This window comes from Novosphingobium sp. KA1 (assembly GCF_017309955.1).
Classification (GTDB): Bacteria; Pseudomonadota; Alphaproteobacteria; order Sphingomonadales; family Sphingomonadaceae; genus Novosphingobium.
The window spans coordinates 1,966,670-1,983,312 of sequence record NZ_CP021247.1 but is presented as its reverse complement, the minus strand read 5'-3'; the positions used below and the strand labels follow the sequence as shown (position 1 = coordinate 1,983,312).

Here is a 16,643-nt window from a genome sequence, read left to right as displayed (position 1 = left end):
GCATTTCTGGTAAGATTTGGCATCGCTTGGCGATGGCAAATGGCGGAGCGGGAGGGATTCGAACCCTCGATACGCTTTTGACGTATACTCACTTTCCAGGCGAGCGCCTTCGACCACTCGGCCACCGCTCCGCATGCACTGGAGACGCGCGCCCTAGCGTGCGCGAAAGGCTTTCGCAAGCGTTCGTGGCATGCCATCACACAAGAATGCGCAAAATCCTTTTGGCCTCCGTGCTTTCCGCCTGTTTGACCGCCTTCATTCCCGCAGCGCAGGGCGCCCCGCCTCCTGCTGCGCCGCAGACGCCCGCCGATATCGTCGCCAAGGCCCCTGCCGCCGAGTGGAAGAGAATCGCGCCGTCCGACCTGCTGGTCATGGACCTTGCCGCCGATGCCGCCGGACACCCGCGCCGCGTGGTGATCCAACTGATGCCGGCACCCTTCTCGCAAGGCTGGGTGGGCAATATCCGCAAGCTGGTCGCCGCACGCTGGTACGACGGCATCGCGGTCGTGCGCGTGCAGGACAACTACGTCGTCCAGTGGGGCGATCCCGACGGCGAGACGCCGGGGAAGGCCAAGCCGCTCCCCAAGGGCCTGGCGCCAGTTCCGCAGAGTGAATACGTCGCCCCCGCCAGGGGACTGCCGAAAGACGCGAACGGCGGTGACGATGCATATGCCCCTCGCAATGGCTTCTCGGCAGGATGGCCGATCGCCGGCAACGAACAGGCATCGTGGCCGATCCATTGCTACGGCATGGTCGGCGTCGGCCGCAACATGGCACCCGATACCGGCACCGGCGCCGAGCTTTACGTCGTCAACGGGCAGGCTCCGCGCCAGCTCGACCGCAATGTCGCACTCGTGGGCCGGGTGATCTCGGGCATGGAGAACCTCTCCGCCCTGCCGCGCGGCACCGGTGACATGGGCTTCTACAAGACCGCGCAGGAACGTGTGCCGATCCTTTCGGTGCGCATGGGCAATGAAGTGCCCGGCCTGCCCGGCTACGAATACCTCTCGACCGAGAGCCAGAGCTTCGCCGCCTATGCCGGCAAGCGCGCCAACCGGAAGGACGATTTCTATATCCAGCCGGCCGGCGGCGTGGACGTCTGCAACGTTCCCGTGCCGATCCGGGAAGTCATGTGAACGGCGAGATCGGCGGCGAGCAGCTGACCTACACCGGCACGCTCTGGCGCTGGACCGGCGGGGCGAACGGGGGCACCTGGCACTTCCTCACCATTGGCGGCGAGGCGGGCGAGGCATTGTCCGGCACCGCGCTGATGCGCAAGCTGGAGGGCGTCTCGCGCGGGTTCGGCTCGCTCAAGGTCAAGGCGCGGATCGGCGACAGCACCTTTGCCACCTCGGTCTTTCCCAGCAAGTCCGACGGCGGCTGGCTGCTGCCGGTCAAGGCCAGCGTGCGCAAGGCCGAGGGAGTGGGCGAAGGCGACGAAGTGACCGTCGCCCTCACCTACTGAGCCTCGCTCCTCAGAGTCTTTGGGCCTCGGCCACGGCCTCGCTGGCGCGCAGGGCGCCGACGATACGGGTAAGGTGCGCAAGGTCGCCCACTTCGAGATCCACCTCGTACGTGCCGAAAGGCTCGTCGCGCTGGACCATCTGCAGGTTGGTGACGTTGGCCCGGTTCGAGGCGAGGATCTGCGTCACTTCCGCCAGCGTGCCGGGGCGGTTGTAGAGCACCAGTTGCAGGCGGCCGACCGCGCCGGTGGTCCGTTCGCCCCACGAAAGGTCGAGCCAGTCGGCATCGACACCGTTGGCCAGCGTCAGACAGTCGATCGTGTGGACTTCCACCTTGTGGTCGGGACGGCGCAGGCCGACGATGCGGTCGCCCGGAACCGGGTGGCAGCAATCGGCCAGTTCAAAGCCCATGCCCGGGGTCAGCCCGCGGATCGAAATGGCGCGTTCGGTGTGGGTCCATTCCGGCTCGTCGCCCAGATCGGCGGTGCTGCCCGGGACCAGCGCTTCCATCACCTGCCGGTCGGTCAGCCGCGCTGAACCGATCGCGAACATGAAGTCTTCCTCGTCGCGCATGTCGAGGCGCTGGATCGCCGCGTCGATCGCCTTCTTGCCGATGCGGCCGGGCAGGCGCCCGGCGATCTCGTCGAGCAGCTTGGCGCCGATCTCGGCGACTTCGGCGCGCTCCTTGGCGCGCACCGCGCGGCGGATCGAGGCCCGCGCCTTGCCGGTGACGACAAAGCCCAGCCAGGACAGCTGCGGTTCGGAATTGGGGGTCTTGATGATCTCCACCACGTCGCCGTTGGCCAGCCGCGTGCGCAGCGGCATGTGGCGCCCGTTGATCTTCACGCCCACCGTCGCGTTGCCGAGATTGGTGTGCACGGCATAGGCGAAGTCCACCGCCGTCGAGCCCTTGGGCAGCTGGAACAGCGCGCCCTTGGGGGTAAAGGCGAAGATGCGATCCTGGTAGATCGCCATCTTGGTGTTTTCGAGCAGTTCCTCGGCGTCGTGGCTGGCATCGACGATCTCGATCAGGTCGCGCAGCCAGCCGACCTGCCCGTCGGGCCGGGCACCGCCCTGCTTGTAGGCCCAGTGCGCGGCGAGGCCGAATTCGTTGGTGCTGTGCATCTCGCGCGTTCGGATCTGCACTTCCATGCGCATCGAACGCTCGAAGATCAGCGCGGTATGGAGCGACTGGTAACCGTTCGACTTGGGCGTCGAGATATAGTCCTTGAAACGCCCCGGGATCATCTGCCAGGCGGTGTGCAGCACGCCGAGCGCCTTGTAGCATTCCTCGACGTTGTCGGTGAGCACGCGGAAGGCCATGATGTCGGTGATCTGCTCGAAGGTCACATGGCGTTCGGCCATCTTGCGCCAGATCGAGTAAGGGTGCTTCTCGCGGCCCGAGACCTCCACGTTGAGCCCGGCCTCGGCCAGCACCTGCTTGATCGACAGCGCGATCGCATCGACCTGCCCGCCTTCCTGGCTGCGGATCTGGGCGAGGCGGCCGGTGATCGTGGCATAACCTTCAGGCTCCAGTTGCTCGAAGGCGAGCATCTGCATCTCGCGCATGTATTCGTACATGCCCACGCGCTCGGCCAGCGGCGCGTAGATATCCATGGTCTCGCGGGCGATGCGGCGGCGCTTGTCCTCCTTCTTGATGTAGTGGAGGGTGCGCATGTTGTGCAGGCGGTCGGCCAGCTTGACCAGCAGCACGCGCAAGTCCTCGCTCATCGCGAGCAGGAACTTGCGCAGGTTTTCGGCCGCACGCTCGTTTTCGGTCATCACCTCGATCTTGGAGAGCTTGGTGACGCCGTCGACCAGCCGGGCGACATCGGGCCCGAACAGCTTCTCGATCTCCTCGATCGTCGCCAGCGTGTCTTCCACGGTATCGTGGAGCAGCGCGGTGATGATCGTCTGCTGGTCGAGCTTCAGTTCGGTCATCAGCCCCGCGACTTCGACCGGGTGGCTGAAATAGGGGTCCCCCGAGGCGCGTTTCTGGGTTCCGTGTTTCTGTACGGTGTAGACGTAAGCACGGTTGAGCAAGGCTTCATCAGCCTGGGGCGCGTATTCCTTGACGCGTTCGACGAGTTCGTATTGGCGCAGCATTTCCCGGCCAGCATGTCAGGATTTTTCGCAGCGCGACAAGAGGGCATGGCGGCATGTGCAATATTTGCACGCGCACTCCTCCCGCCGGACGAGACGGCGCGCGGCCGATACGCCGCAATCGTTTACACAGGGGGTTTCTCCATAACCCGTTTAAATGCGCGGGAAGACGGTGCGGGCAGGATCGCCCTGGCCTTGCAAAGCGCCCCGTTCTTCGGCGGGTGCGGTCGGTACCCGCAAGGCGGGAGGCACACGGACATGGGAAGCAATCTCGACATGGCGATCTACGCATCGATACTGGGCATGAGCGACCGGGAGATCGCCGAGGCCGCGCTGCTGCCGCAAGCCCCCCCAGCCCCGACCCCGGCCCCAACCCCCGCCCCGACCCCGCGCCGGGCCCGCGAACCGCGCCTGAGGACACTGATCCGCGCCACCGTCGTCGTCACCCCCGATCCGGCGGCGGACCTCCATGCCCGCCATCCGGCAGTGCCGCGCGGCAAGGGCGGCGGGTCGCTCCACGGGGCCATGCCCGGGCAATTTCACGAGGGCATGCTGACCCTCGTGCGCAATGTCTCGGAGCACGGCATGTGCCTGGTCATGCGCGACACGGCGCCGATGCGCGGGAAAAGCCTCTGCGTCTATCTGCCCGACGGCCAGGCGCTGCGCGGCGAGGTCCGCTGGAACGAGCGGCGGGCCTGCGGGGTGGAACTGGCCGACATGCTCGATGTCCCCACCCTGGTGGCGACGACCCAGCGGCGCCACGATCCCGTCTGCGCAGCGCTCGACGAACGCTTCGACATGAGCTTGCGGCCGCCGCCGTTCGAACCGGCACCGATGCGTTTCTGCTGACGCAGGGGCATCTTACCCCGAAGCGCCGCTTTCAGATGATCCCGGCGTTCCCCACCACCCAGCAGGCCAGCGCCATCACCAGGCCAAGGTCGCGGTTGGAGCGGAAACGGGCCAGCGCATTGTCGCCGTCCGCAGTGTCGAGCGTAACGACCTGGAACGCCAGATGCAGCGCCACCGGCACGAGCCCGACCATCGCCACCCAGTCATGGCGCAGCATCCAGAACGCCAGCGCCCAGAACGCCACGGCAATCGTGTAGAATCCCGCCACGCCGCCGCGCACATGCGTCCCCATGCGCAAGGCGGAAGAGCGGATGCCGACAAGCGCGTCGTCCTCGCGGTCCTGAATGGCGTAAATCGTGTCATAACCGATGCACCAGGCGATCGCCCCGGCATAGAGCGCCGCCAGCACTTCGAAATGATCGCTGCGGATCTCCACCCAGCCGACCAGCGCCCCCCAGGTGAATACCATGCCAAGCCAGGCCTGCGGCCACCAGGTGATCCGCTTCATGAAGGGATAGGCCGCCACCAGCGCCACGCTGCCGAGCGAGACCAGTTGCGCCATCGGGCGCAGTTGCACCAGCACCACCAGCCCCACCGCGCAGAGCGCCAGCAGCCAGACCCATGCCGCGCGGGGGCTGACCATGCCGCTGGCGATCGGCCGCTGGGCGGTGCGCGCAACCTTGCGGTCGAGATCGGCGTCGACGATGTCGTTATAGACGCAGCCCGCACCGCGCATCGCGATGGAGCCGGCCAGCAGCCACAGGATCAGGCCCCAGCGGGCTTCCCCGCCCGCCAGCAGCACGCCCCAGGCACAAGGCCAGAACAGCAGCCACCAGCCGATCGGCCGGTCGAACCGCGCCAGCATCGCGAAGGCGCGCGGCAGCGGCGGCAAGGCCGAAACGAGGCCGCGATGTTCGGTATCCGGGACGAGAAGAGAGTCGCTCACGCGATGCGGGCTACTCCATAAGCACCGCGCTGTCATGCAAGAACGTGACAATTACACATGGAGCGGCGTTGCACCCGGCAGGCGAACGCGCAACAAGGGCGCCTCGTCGTTTCCAGGGGAACCAAACGAAGATGCGCAAAACCAAGGTCGCCGTTTCCACCGCACTGGCCGCCAGTGCCCTGCTGCTTGCCGCTGCGCCGGCATGCGCCGCCGATGACGCGCCGGTCACCCCGGCCGGCAAGGAAGCGCTCGCCATCCTCAAGGAAGCGATCGAGACGCCCACCGTCGCCGGGCGCGGGCAAGTGCCAAAGCTGGCTGCCAGCCTCAAGGCGCGCCTTGTCGCAGCCGGCTTTGCCGAAGGCGACGTGACCTTCACGCCGCTGGGCGAGACCGGCTACTTGACCGCCCGCTATCCCGGCCGCGACCGCAAGGCGAAGCCACTGGTGGTGATCGCCCATATGGACGTGGTGGAGGCCAAGCCCTCCGACTGGGAGCGCGACCCCTTCAAGGCCGTGATCGAGAACGGCTACGTCTTCGGCCGCGGCGCGCGTGACAACAAGGGCGACCTGTCGATGATCGTCGCCGCCGTAATGGAACTGAAGCGCGCTGGTTGGGTGCCCGCGCGCGACATCGTCATCGGCTTCTCGGGCGACGAGGAAACCCAGATGGCCACCACCAGGGCCATGGCCGACGCGCTGTCCAATGCCGCGCTCGTGCTCAACGGCGATTCCGGCGGCGGCGAACTCGATACCGGCGGCAAGCCCTTCGTCTACTCGATCCAGGCGGGCGAGAAGACCTATGCCGACTACACGCTCTCGCTCACCGATCCCGGCGGCCACTCCAGCCGCCCCGGCGCCACCAACCCGATCGCGGCGATGGGCGCGGCGGCGGACAAGGTCTGGACCTACAAGTTCCCGGTACAATTGAGCCCGCTGACCAAGGCCTACCTCGAAGGATCGGCCAAGGTCGCCCCCGCCGACGTGGCGCCTGCCATGCGTGCCTTCGCCGCCAATCCGAACGATGCCGCGGCCGCCGCGACGCTCTCGGCCAGGCGCGAGTATGTCGGCGTCATCCGCACGACCTGCGTGCCGACGATGATCAAGGGCGGCCATGCCCCGAACGCGCTGCCGCAATCGGTGGAGGCCAACATCAATTGCCGCATCTTCCCCGGTACGACCCGCGCCTCGGTGCAGGCGACGCTGGCCGGAGTGATCGGCGACCCGGCGATCAAAATCGCCTTCAAGGACAACGGCACGCTCGAATCCATCGAATCGCCGCTGCGTCCCGATGTGCTGGCCGCGGTCGAAAAGGCCGTTCACGAACGTGCACCGGGCCTCGCCATCGTGCCGGGCATGAGCGCGGGCGCCACCGATTCGATGCATTTCCGCGCCAAGGGCATCCCCGCCTTCGGCGTTTCCGCCAGCTTCATGCGGGCCGAGGACAGCTTTTCCCACGGTTTGAACGAGCGCCTGCCGCTCGCGACGCTTGATCCCGGCGTCAAGCAGTGGGAATCGCTGCTCAAGTCGCTCGCGAAGTAACACGACGCCGGGCAAGGAAGGAACGGAGTTCAAGATGGGTGCCCCCCCCGCCTGGCCGCCGCGTTCGGCGCCGCGCCTCTTTGTGAGCGGTCCGCTCGCCCAGGGCCAGACCGTCACCATCGAAGGCGGCCAGGCGCACTATCTGGCCAAGGTCATGCGCGTCGCCCCCGGCGACGCGGTGATCCTGTGCGACGACAAGACCGGCGAATGGGCCGGCGAAGTGACCTCGGCAGGCAAGCGCGACGTCGTGCTGACATTGCGCGACCGCCTGCGCGAGCGTGAGGCGGTGCCCGACTTCTGGCTCTGCGCCGCGCTGCTGAAAAAGCCGAACTTCGACCTGGTGCTGGAAAAGGCCACCGAACTGGGCGTGGCGACGATCCAGCCGATGGTCACCCGCCGCTGCGTGGCCGACAAGCTCAATGCCGAGCGCGCGCTCACCATCGTCACCGAAGCCGCCGAACAGTGCGCCCGCACCGCCCTGCCGCACGTGGCCGAGCCGAAAAAACTCGAAGCCCTGCTGCGCGACTGGCCCGAAGACCGCGCACTGTTCTTCGCCGACGAGACCGGCGGCGAACCCGCCGCCGCGCAGTTCACCGCGCACAAGGGCCCGGCGGCGCTGCTGGTGGGGCCGGAAGGCGGCTTCGACGAGGAGGAACGCGCCATGGTCCGCGCCCATCCGATGGCCCGCGCGATCACGCTAGGCCCGCGGATCCTGCGCGGCGAGACCGCCAGCATCGGGGCCACTGCGTTGTGGATGGCGATCGCCGGCGACTGGTGAGCCGCAATCCCGCTAAAAACGCCCGAAAACCTTGCCTCCCGCGCAAAAGAAACCGAGCGGTACAAAAAGTTCTAGCGTCCGGCCCGAAGGCACTCTACCTCCGCGCCCATGAGCACCCGTGAGGTTTCGGATCGCGACGATCCGATCGTCGAAAGCCTGGACCAACTTGCCGCGCCGATGGCCGCGGGCGAAAAGCCGCGCGAGGCGTGGCGGATCGGGACCGAGCACGAGAAATTCGTCTACGACACCGCAGATCACCACGCCCCCTCGTACGGCGAGCAGGGCGGCATCCGCGATCTGCTGAACGCGCTGACCCAGTTCGGCTGGGAGCCGATCATCGAGGGTGACAACGTCATTGCCATGAAGGGCAGCGACGGCACCGTCAGCCTGGAACCGGCAGGCCAGCTCGAACTGTCCGGCGCGCCGCTGGAAAACCTGCACCAGACTTGCGCCGAAACCGGCCGCCACCTCGCCCAGGTCAAGACCATCGGCGATCACATCGGCAAGGCCTACCTCGGCCTCGGCATGTGGCCCGACAAGACCCGCGCCGCGCTGCCGATCATGCCCAAGGGCCGCTACGACATCATGCTGCGCCACATGCCGCGCGTGGGCACGATGGGCCTCGACATGATGCTGCGCACCTGCACCATCCAGGTCAACCTCGACTATTCGAGCGAGGCGGACATGGTGAAGAAGTTCCGCACCAGCCTTGCCCTGCAACCGCTGGCGACCGCGCTGTTCGCGAACTCCCCCTTCACCGAGGGCAAGCCCAACGGCTTCCTTTCGTACCGCAGCCACATCTGGTCGGACACCGATCCCGCGCGCACCGGCATGCTGCCCTTCGTGTTCGAGGACGGCTTCGGTTACGAGCGTTATGTCGACTACATGCTCGACGTGCCGATGTATTTCGTGTTCCGCGAGGGCAAGTACATCGACGCCGCCGGCCTTTCGTTCCGTGACTTCCTGAAGGGTGAGCTTTCGGTGCTCCCCGGCGAGAAGCCACGCCTCTCGGACTGGCAGGACCACCTTTCCACCGCCTTCCCCGAAGTGCGGCTCAAGTCCTTCCTCGAAATGCGCGGCGCCGATGGCGGTCCGTGGGGCCGCATCTGCGCCCTGCCGGCGTTCTGGGTCGGCCTGCTCTACGACCAGACCGCGCTCGACGCGGCGTGGGACCTGGTCAAGGACTGGGACATGGAAGGCCGCGAAGTGCTGCGCAATTCCGTGCCCAAGCTGGCGCTGGACGCGCCCTTGCCGGGCGGCGGCACGCTACGCGATATTGCCGGCGAAGTGCTGAACATCTCCCGTTCGGGCCTCGCCGCGCGCGCACGCCTCAATGCGGGCGGCGACAACGAGACCGGCTATCTGGAACCGCTGGCCGAGATCGTCGCCTCCGGCAAGGTCCCGGCGCAGCGCCTGCTCGACCTCTACAATGGCGAATGGGGCGGCGATCTGTCGAAGATCTACGCGCTGAAGAGCTTCTGAGAGTTACGGGATGGCCTCGCCGGCTCCGGCGAGGCCATCCCCCTTCCCGCTCAGGCTGAGCTTGTCGAAGCCCCCTGAGGCGGGGCACTATGGCTCACATCCTTCGACACGCCCAGGATGAACGGTGGGTCAGGTGGGCAGGGCAGTCCTCACTCTGCCGCCTCTGGCTCCCGCATTCGCGGCCGCAGCTTTTCGCCCAGCCGCGTCAGCGTCCGGGTGATCAGCGCGTTCTGCTCCATCCAGGCGTGATAGGCGCGGTACTTGGCGTCTTCGGCCAGCAGGTGCGCCTCCTCGGTCCGCGCCCGCCAGTAGTAGATCGCGCTCACCAGTCCGAGCAGCACGGTGTTGCGCACCATGTCCGTCATCGCATGGCTGGTAACCAGGAACGGCAGCGTCGAGAGCCACCAAAACAGGTTTTTCGACAAGTAGGCCGGATGCCGGGTGAAGCGGTAGGGGCCGTTCGTCACCACGCCGCGATAGGTGAGGTTGGAGAAACGCAGGCCGAACGCAAACGTCGCCCAGGCGTAAAGCGCGGTCAGCGTGACCAGCAGCCCCGCCCATGCCCAGAGCAGCGCCGGATGCCCCTGCATCCAGTAGGCCCAGCCCGGCGTGTTCACCTCGTAGCCCAGCACGTCCGAGCGCCCCATCATGCCCCATACGAAGGGCGGATAGCACAGCAGCGCCGCCAGCCAGCCGGCCAGCAGCGGATTGCCGCTGCGGATATGCGCATCGAGCGGCCGGAAGGTGAAGATGTAGCCGACGGTGCCGATCTGCACGTCGACCAGGAACAGTCCCGCGATCACCGTGGAGCCGAGCAGTACCGGATTGCCGGTCATGCTGGAAAAGTCGGCGCTGACCACTTGCGCAAAGCCGCCGGGCAGGATCGAGATCATGAAGGCGCCGAAAAACGCCTTGATCGCCCAGGCCCGCCCATGGCGCCTGACCTGCTCCCCGTCCCAGGCCTCGCGCCCGATCAGCATCGCCCCGAAGTGCCAGGCGCCGTCGCGCGGCTGGATCAGGTAGCGGTCCAGCCAGAACACATAAGGGATCGAGAGCAGCAGCAACGGCACCGCCGCCGCGCCGATCACTTCCATCGCGAAAAGATAGGCCCCGTCCCAGTACCAGCGGCCGATGCAGTAATAGCCAGCGATCAGCGCCCAGGTCGCCCAGAGCCCGGCCAGCTTGGTGATCGAGACATCCGCCGTTTCCGCGACCGGCCGCTTGCGGCTCCAGTCGATCCCGGTCGAGGGGCGAAGGTGCACCTTGTCGACCAGCAGCGACCACAGGCTCATCGCCGTGCCGGTGAACAGCAGCGTGGCCACGGCGGCATAAGGTCCGCTCATCGGCGCGTGGGGACCGGGCAGCGACAGCGCATCGGCGATGTCCGCCCACTGGCGGCAGACGAGGAGCCAGACGGCCAGCGCCGCGAGGCCGACAAGGCCGACGCCCGCGGATACGTCGCTGGGCGGTCTGGAAGCTGCTGTGTTCATCGCCCAAGGCCTAGCGCGGATTGGTTAAAACGCCAGAAAACTCGCACCGGACGCAAAAGGCCGCCGGCACCGGGGGTGCCGACGGCCTTTTGACCCATGTCCGAACCGGCTCTCAGCGGTAGGCGCTGATCAGGCCCGAATCGTCGAGCACGTAGAGCGTCTGGTTGGCGACGACCGGTGCCAGCGAGATCGGATCCTTGAGATCGAGATACTTCGAGAACACCCCGGTACCCGGATCGACCGTGCCCAGCTCGCCGCGCGAATTGCCGATCCACAGCTTGTTGCCGGCCAGCACCGGGCCGACCCAGAAGATCGGGCCCTTGCGCTTCTTGACGTTGTGGTAGCGCGACAGCTGCGTCAGCCAGCGGACCTTGCCGCTGGTCCGGGCGATCGCGAGGATCTCGGCGTGGTCGTCCAGCGTGAACAGCCAGTCACCCACGATCGCGGGCGTCGAGATGCCGGCAAGGTTCAGTTCCCAGATACGCTGGCCGGTGACCAGTTCGTAGGCGGCCATGCGGCCGCCCTGGCCCAGCGCGTAGACCCGGCCGCGATCGATGATCGGATCCGCGTCGACGTCGGTGAGGCTGCCCACTTCGGTGGCGATCGAGGTGCGCGCAAGCGCGTCCGACCACAGCTGGCGGCCGTTTTCGTACCGGTAGGCAACCAGTTCGCCCGAAGCGTAACCCGCGATCACGGTGCCCTGGCCTGCCGCCGGGGCGGCAACGCCGAACACGCCCGACTGCGTGAGCGAGCCGGATTCGTTCCACAGCACCGCGCCATCGGCATCGTTGAGCGCGAAGATCTGGTTGTCCTGGCTCATGACGTAGACGGCGTTGAAACCGATCGTCGGCGAGCCGCGCAGCGGGCCGCCCGGCTTCTTCGACCAGATCTGGCTGCCGTCCGCGGCATTGAGCGCGGCCACTTCGCCGACACCGGTGGTGACGTAAAGCTTGTTGCCGTCGACACTGACGCCGCCGCCGAACACCGACTTGGCGCCATTGCCCGAAACCGCGAAGCTCTTGGTCCACAGCTGCGCGCCGCTCTGCGCGTCGAAGGCGTGTACCACACCCTCGGTATCCATCACGAAGAGCTTGCCGCCGCTGACGACCGGCGCCGCGGCCAGGCGCTGGCGGGTGGTCGAACCGGCGATCTGCGCGGTCCAGACGCGCGAGGGGCTGTCGGCCAGCGCGAGGTGGCCGTAGGACTTGCCGGCATTGCCGCCGCCCTGGGCCCATTCGCTGTTGGCCGAGGCCGGCGGCAGGATCACCGCCACCGAATCGAGCGAGGGATCGACCTTGGCACCGCTCTCGATGCGCGAGAGGATCGGCGTGCGTTCACCCACCGTCGGCGTCTTGGCGCGGCCCTTGCCATCGCTCTTGCAGCCCGAAAGGCCGGCGACCAGCGCCAGCGCGACCAGCGAGGCGACACCGAGCTGACGGCGCGTTTTCATGCGATTGTTCTCACCCGACATTGTCATTCTCCGGCAGGCGCGGGGGCGGCTTCGCCCGCCCGCTGCACGATCTTGGCCTTGGCGAGCGGCTCGCCGTTCTCGTCGACGACATCGTCGACGGCATCGACGCCCAGCACCGCGGCCAGCTGGCGCGCACGGCTGCGCAGCCCGTCCTCGACCTGTTCGTCCTTGGCGATCGCGGCGAACAGCGGTCCCGCCTGATCGGTCTTGTTCATCTTGATATAGGCCATGCCGACCAGTTCGCCGGCAGCACCGAACCAGGGATTGCCCGGGGCGGCATAAGGCTTGAGCTTGGCCACCACGTCTGCGGGCTTCATCGCGTCGAAATTGGCCGCGACACCGCGAATCGCGGCAAGGTCACGCAGCGGCTGCGGCGCCTTGGCGTCGTTCTCGACCTGGGCATAGAGCTTGAGCGCCTCGCCCTGCTTCTTCTGCTGGAGCGCGATGCCCGCCAGCAGCAGCCTGGCCGAAGTGGCGCTGCCGTCCGAGCCGCTGTCGGCGATCGGCTGGAGCTTCTTTTTCGCGTCGTCGAGATTCTGCGACTTCAGCGCGTCGATCGCCTGGACCATGGCTTCGGAATTGGCCGCGACGGCCTGCTCCTGCTGGTGCTTCCAGAACAGCCAGCCGGCAAAGGCGGCCAGGCCGACCAGTACCGCCGCCAGCAGCGGCAGGCCGAAACGCTTGAAAAAGCCCTCCATCTGGTCGCTGCGCAGGGCGTCGTCGACCTCGCGCAGGAAGACGTTCTGCTCGGCGGCGTGGCGCTGAGCGGAAGCGGAATTGGAAGTCGTGCTATCGGAAGGAGGCAGGGCCAATTTGCGGGCGCTTTCTGCGGATGTCTGAATGGTTGCCGGGCTGTTTAGCGAATGGTGGCGGGTTTTCAACGACGATCTGGGAATGATGGGGGGTGAACGTCCGGGCGTGAAGGCTGCCTGAACGGAGTTCCTGCCCGCGTCATGACGGGATTTCCCGCCCCATCGCCTGCCCGTAGACGTGCCGGTAGGCCGCGATCATGGCGGCTTCCTCGTATTCGGCCTGGGCCCGCGCGCGGTTGGCCGCGCCGATCCGGGCGCGCAGGGCCGGATCCTGCGCCAGCGTGACGAGGGCATCGGCAAGGCCCGCTTCATCTCCGCCCGCCGCGATGTAGGGGCGGTTCTCGGCCGCGACCATGTCCGGCACATCGCCCACCGCAGGCGCGGCCACCGGCAAGCCCGCCGCCATCGCCTCGACGACCGAGATCGGAAACTGCTCGCTTTTCGAGGACAGCGCAAAAAGATCGAACAACCCCACCGCATGCGAGGGATCGGCCACGAAGCCCGGCAGGTGGACGCGCCCGGCCAGCCCCAGTCGCTCGGCTTCGGCCAGAATCGCCCCGCGTTCGGGCCCCTCGCCGAGAATCACCAGCTTCCACGGTTGCGGCAGGGGCGCAAAGGCCCGCACCAGCCGCGGCAGGTCCTTGACCGGACGCAGCCCTGCCAGCGTGCCCAGCCAGCGCTCGCCCTCGCCTTTGACGATGCCGGGCAGCACGTCCGGACGGGGGCGCTCGATGAAGGCGCCGCAGTCGATGCCGTTGGGAATGAAATGCAGCCGCCGCGCCGGCTGATGCCAGGCCGCCCGCGCGATTCCCTCCAGCCGCCGCGAGGGCACGACCAGCGCCGAGGCGCGCGCCAGCGCGATCCGGCGATAGAGATTGCGCGCGGTCTTGAGCCCGTCCGCCTCGTCCTCGTTGAAGCCGTCCTCGTGATGGACCAGCGGGGGCAATTGCAGCAGACCGCCATAGAGCCGGTGCGCCAGAACCGCGTCCATCGCGCCCCAGTTGTAGGTCAGCACGAGGTCATGGCCCTGCATCGCCTGCGCCAGCTGCCACAGCCGCGCGGGCGTGGGACGCCCCTGCAGGCTGGGGAAGGCCTGCGGGAAGCCGACGTCGAGCGCCGGGTCGATCACCACCGCCGCGCCCATCGCGCCCGGCTGCGCCGAGACCACCTCGTGCGCGGCCACGCGCCCGAAGGCGTTCATCAGCCGCACCGCGCGCAGTTCCTTGCCGCCCGCCGCAAAGCTCGAATGGAGGTGCAGGATGCGCAAGATCGTCCGGGTCTCCCGTTCCGGCGCGTCAGGCAACACGGGCCAGCAGGGCCGTGATCGCCTCCACCGCCTCGGGTTCGTCGAGCGTCGGCGCATGGCCGACGGCAGGCACCGTCACCGCCTCGGCCCCGGGCTGGCGGCGCAGCATCTTGTCCAGCGTCGCCGCCGACAGCAGGTCGGACAGCTCGCCGCGCAGCACCAGCACCGGCCGATTGTCGCCCCCCAATGCCTCCCACGCGGGCCAGAGGTCCGGCTGGGTGTCGACATCGTAGGCATTGAACGGCTCGGCGATCTTCATGTCATAGTCGAAGACCATGCGGCCATTGCCCGAAAGCATCATCAGCCGCTTGGCAAGGCCGATCCAGAAATCGAGCGTACGGCCGGGGTAGGCGTGGCCCAATGCGCCCTCGATCCCGCGCGCGGCATGGACCCAGGTCGGGAAACTGCGCCCCTGCCCGACATAGTCCTTGATCCGCTCCATCCCTTCCGGCTCGAGATAGGGGCCGACATCGTTGATCACCGCAGCGGCCAGCCGTTCGGGGATCATCAGGGCAAGCCCCATGAGCATCAGCCCGCCCAGCGACGTGCCGATCGCGGCAAACCGCTCGATCCCTTCCTGTTCCAGCAGCGCCAGCAGGTCCTCGCCGTACTGCACCGGATTGTAGCTCTGCGAATCGCGGGCATATTCGCTGTCCCCGCGCCCGCGCATGTCGGGACAGATCACGCGGCGGTCCTGCGCCAGGCGCGGGGCCAGACGCTCGAAATCGCGGGCATTGCGGGTCAGCCCCGGCAGGCAGACCACCGGCACGCCCGCAGCCCCTTCCGGAGCGGCGTAATCGCGAAAATGCAGCTTCAAACCGTCGCGGCTCTGCCAGAACCGATCTTCATAACCCGTCATCAGCGAAGCCTGAGTCCTCCTGCACCCGGCTTGATCCACGGGCCATCCATCGCCACTATCGCTGCATGCGAAGCGAACCGCAAGCGAGTGCCTACCGCCCTGCCCCCCGAATCGAGACAATTGCCGGCTGGCTTGCCAGTCCGGTCGATGCCGCACAATTTCCCAATCATATCCTGCGCTTCCGCAACGACCGCTGGGCCCGGACAGTGGGCCTCGACGGGTTCGACGAGGCCCAGTGGCTGTCCCATTTCGGACGCTTCGAGCCGCTGCCCGGCAACCTGCCGCAGCCGCTGGCGCTGCGCTACCACGGCCACCAGTTCCGGGTGTACAACCCCAATATCGGCGACGGTCGCGGCTTCCTCTTTGCGCAGATGCTCGATGGCGAGGAGCGCGTGCTGGACCTCGGCACCAAGGGCTCGGGCCAGACGCCCTACAGCCGCGACGGCGACGGGCGGCTGACCCTGAAGGGCGCGGTGCGCGAGATCCTCGCCACCGAAATGCTGGAGGCCCTCGGCGTCTACACCAGCAAGACCTTCTCCGTGGTCGAGACCGGCGAGGCGCTTTGGCGGGGCGACGAACCTTCGCCGACGCGTTCGGCGGCTCTGGTGCGTCTCAGTCACGGCCACGTGCGGATAGGTAGCTTTCAGCGCCTGCTGGCACTGGACGATGCCGAGCATATGGCCGCGCTGGTCGACTATTGCCTGGCCACTTTCCCCGGCCCGCTCCCTCCCGAAAACGTTCCCGGCCGCGATGAGCCCGCGGTGGTCCTGCTCCACCAGGTGGTCGAACGCATGGCCGACACCGCAGCGGCCTGGATGGTCGCCGGCTTTGTCCACGGCGTGCTCAACAGCGACAACATCAACATCTCGGGCGAGAGTTTCGACTACGGCCCCTGGCGCTGGTTGCCGCGCTGGGATCCGGCCTTTACCGCGGCCTATTTCGACCATTCCGGCCTCTACGCCTTCGGCCGCCAGCCCGAGGCGGTGCTGTGGGATTGCGGCCAGCTCGCCGTGGCGCTGCGCCTGCTCGCCGATACCGCGCCGCTGGTCGCCGCGCTCGACCGTTTCGCCCCGCTCTACCAGCAGGCGATGGCACGCCGGTTCTGCTGGCGCCTCGGCGTCGAACAGGGAGATCACGCAGCGGATGTCGCGCTGATCCAGGCCGCCGAAAAAGCCATGGCGGCCAGCGGAGAGGCCCCGGAAATGTTCTATTTCCGCCATCGCGGCGCACGCCCCGGCGGCAACGAGGCCTTTGACGCGCTGCTTGCCGGGCGCTGCCCCGCCGCCGCTGCCGACGACCCGTTCTGGCAGCAGGACGGCCCGCCCAGCACCCTCATCGACGAAGTCGAACGCGTCTGGTCGGCCATCGACGACAGCGACGACTGGACAGCGCTGCATACAAAAGTGGCCGCAATCCGCGAACTCGGCCGCCTGCTCGGCCCGGCGCCGAAGCCTGCCGGGCATGTTTCGTTAGGCTCCTCTTAGGGATAGCCGTGCCATAGCCTGTGCCGACTCTCCCATCAGCCGATAACGGACCTACTGCCGCA

General features: G+C 67.4%; 14 protein-coding genes and 1 tRNA gene. 7 read left to right on the top strand and 8 right to left on the bottom strand.

Going from position 1 to position 16,643, the window contains the following annotated elements:
• Positions 1-40: 40 nt before the first annotated feature.
• Positions 41-131: transfer RNA gene (locus tag CA833_RS09680), tRNA-Ser, on the bottom strand.
• A gap of 75 nt (positions 132-206) precedes the next feature.
• On the opposite strand from CA833_RS09680, the gene CA833_RS09675 reads away from it, so the two are divergent.
• Both CA833_RS09675 and CA833_RS09670 read left to right on the top strand, forming a co-directional pair.
• Positions 207-1,136, top strand: a complete 930-nt coding sequence (locus tag CA833_RS09675) for a peptidylprolyl isomerase (RefSeq protein ID WP_142635657.1) — start codon at positions 207-209, stop codon at positions 1,134-1,136.
• A complete protein-coding gene (locus tag CA833_RS09670) occupies positions 1,133-1,465 on the top strand; it encodes a DUF1905 domain-containing protein (RefSeq protein ID WP_242526023.1) in 333 nt (110 codons plus the stop codon). Before CA833_RS09675 ends, CA833_RS09670 begins: the two co-directional genes overlap by 4 nt.
• 10 nt (positions 1,466-1,475) lie before the next feature.
• Here CA833_RS09670 and CA833_RS09665 read toward each other — a convergent pair whose 3' ends face one another.
• Complete coding sequence (locus tag CA833_RS09665) at positions 1,476-3,569, bottom strand: bifunctional (p)ppGpp synthetase/guanosine-3',5'-bis(diphosphate) 3'-pyrophosphohydrolase (RefSeq protein WP_142635659.1); 2,094 nt, start codon at positions 3,567-3,569, stop codon at positions 1,476-1,478.
• 255 nt (positions 3,570-3,824) lie between these two features.
• Here CA833_RS09665 and CA833_RS09660 point away from each other — a divergent pair, with 255 nt between their 5' ends.
• Positions 3,825-4,415: a hypothetical protein gene (locus tag CA833_RS09660; RefSeq protein WP_207077862.1), complete on the top strand. Its 591-nt coding sequence runs from the start codon at positions 3,825-3,827 to the stop codon at positions 4,413-4,415.
• A 31-nt stretch (positions 4,416-4,446) separates the two neighbouring features.
• Here the strand turns inward: CA833_RS09660 and ubiA are convergent, their stop codons facing one another.
• Positions 4,447-5,397, bottom strand: coding sequence for a 4-hydroxybenzoate octaprenyltransferase (gene ubiA / locus CA833_RS09655; RefSeq protein WP_370584491.1), 951 nt, complete (start codon positions 5,395-5,397; stop codon positions 4,447-4,449).
• Positions 5,398-5,492: 95 nt separating this feature from the next.
• On the opposite strand from ubiA, the gene CA833_RS09650 reads away from it, so the two are divergent.
• The 3 genes from CA833_RS09650 to CA833_RS09640 all read left to right on the top strand — a co-directional run bounded on the left by CA833_RS09650 (position 5,493) and on the right by CA833_RS09640 (position 9,159).
• Positions 5,493-6,899 (top strand): M20/M25/M40 family metallo-hydrolase, encoded by a 1,407-nt coding sequence (locus CA833_RS09650; protein ID WP_207077860.1) that lies wholly within the window; start codon positions 5,493-5,495, stop codon positions 6,897-6,899.
• 34 nt (positions 6,900-6,933) lie between these two features.
• Entirely contained in the window at positions 6,934-7,677 is a 744-nt protein-coding gene (locus CA833_RS09645; RefSeq protein ID WP_207077859.1) for a 16S rRNA (uracil(1498)-N(3))-methyltransferase, read from the top strand.
• 108 nt (positions 7,678-7,785) lie between these two features.
• Complete coding sequence (locus CA833_RS09640) at positions 7,786-9,159, top strand: glutamate--cysteine ligase (protein WP_207077858.1); 1,374 nt, start codon at positions 7,786-7,788, stop codon at positions 9,157-9,159.
• A gap of 149 nt (positions 9,160-9,308) precedes the next feature.
• Here the strand turns inward: CA833_RS09640 and CA833_RS09635 are convergent, their stop codons facing one another.
• The 5 genes from CA833_RS09635 to CA833_RS09615 form a co-directional block, all read right to left on the bottom strand.
• The gene (locus CA833_RS09635) at positions 9,309-10,649 is read right to left on the bottom strand and encodes an isoprenylcysteine carboxylmethyltransferase family protein (protein WP_207077857.1); all 1,341 of its coding nucleotides are present in this window, start codon (positions 10,647-10,649) and stop codon (positions 9,309-9,311) included.
• A 112-nt stretch (positions 10,650-10,761) separates the two neighbouring features.
• Entirely contained in the window at positions 10,762-12,099 is a 1,338-nt protein-coding gene (locus CA833_RS09630) for a PQQ-binding-like beta-propeller repeat protein (protein WP_242526022.1), read from the bottom strand.
• A 23-nt stretch (positions 12,100-12,122) separates the two neighbouring features.
• A complete protein-coding gene (locus tag CA833_RS09625; RefSeq protein WP_207077855.1) occupies positions 12,123-12,932 on the bottom strand; it encodes a tetratricopeptide repeat protein in 810 nt (269 codons plus the stop codon).
• 139 nt (positions 12,933-13,071) lie between these two features.
• Positions 13,072-14,199 carry a glycosyltransferase family 4 protein gene (locus CA833_RS09620; RefSeq protein ID WP_242526021.1) on the bottom strand — a complete coding sequence of 376 codons (1,128 nt, stop codon included), beginning with the start codon at positions 14,197-14,199 and terminating at the stop codon, positions 13,072-13,074.
• A 28-nt stretch (positions 14,200-14,227) separates the two neighbouring features.
• Positions 14,228-15,097: an alpha/beta fold hydrolase gene (locus tag CA833_RS09615; protein ID WP_207077854.1), complete on the bottom strand. Its 870-nt coding sequence runs from the start codon at positions 15,095-15,097 to the stop codon at positions 14,228-14,230.
• A 65-nt stretch (positions 15,098-15,162) separates the two neighbouring features.
• Here CA833_RS09615 and CA833_RS09610 point away from each other — a divergent pair, with 65 nt between their 5' ends.
• Positions 15,163-16,581 (top strand): protein adenylyltransferase SelO family protein, encoded by a 1,419-nt coding sequence (locus CA833_RS09610; RefSeq protein WP_207077853.1) that lies wholly within the window; start codon positions 15,163-15,165, stop codon positions 16,579-16,581.
• Positions 16,582-16,643 lie beyond the last annotated feature (62 nt).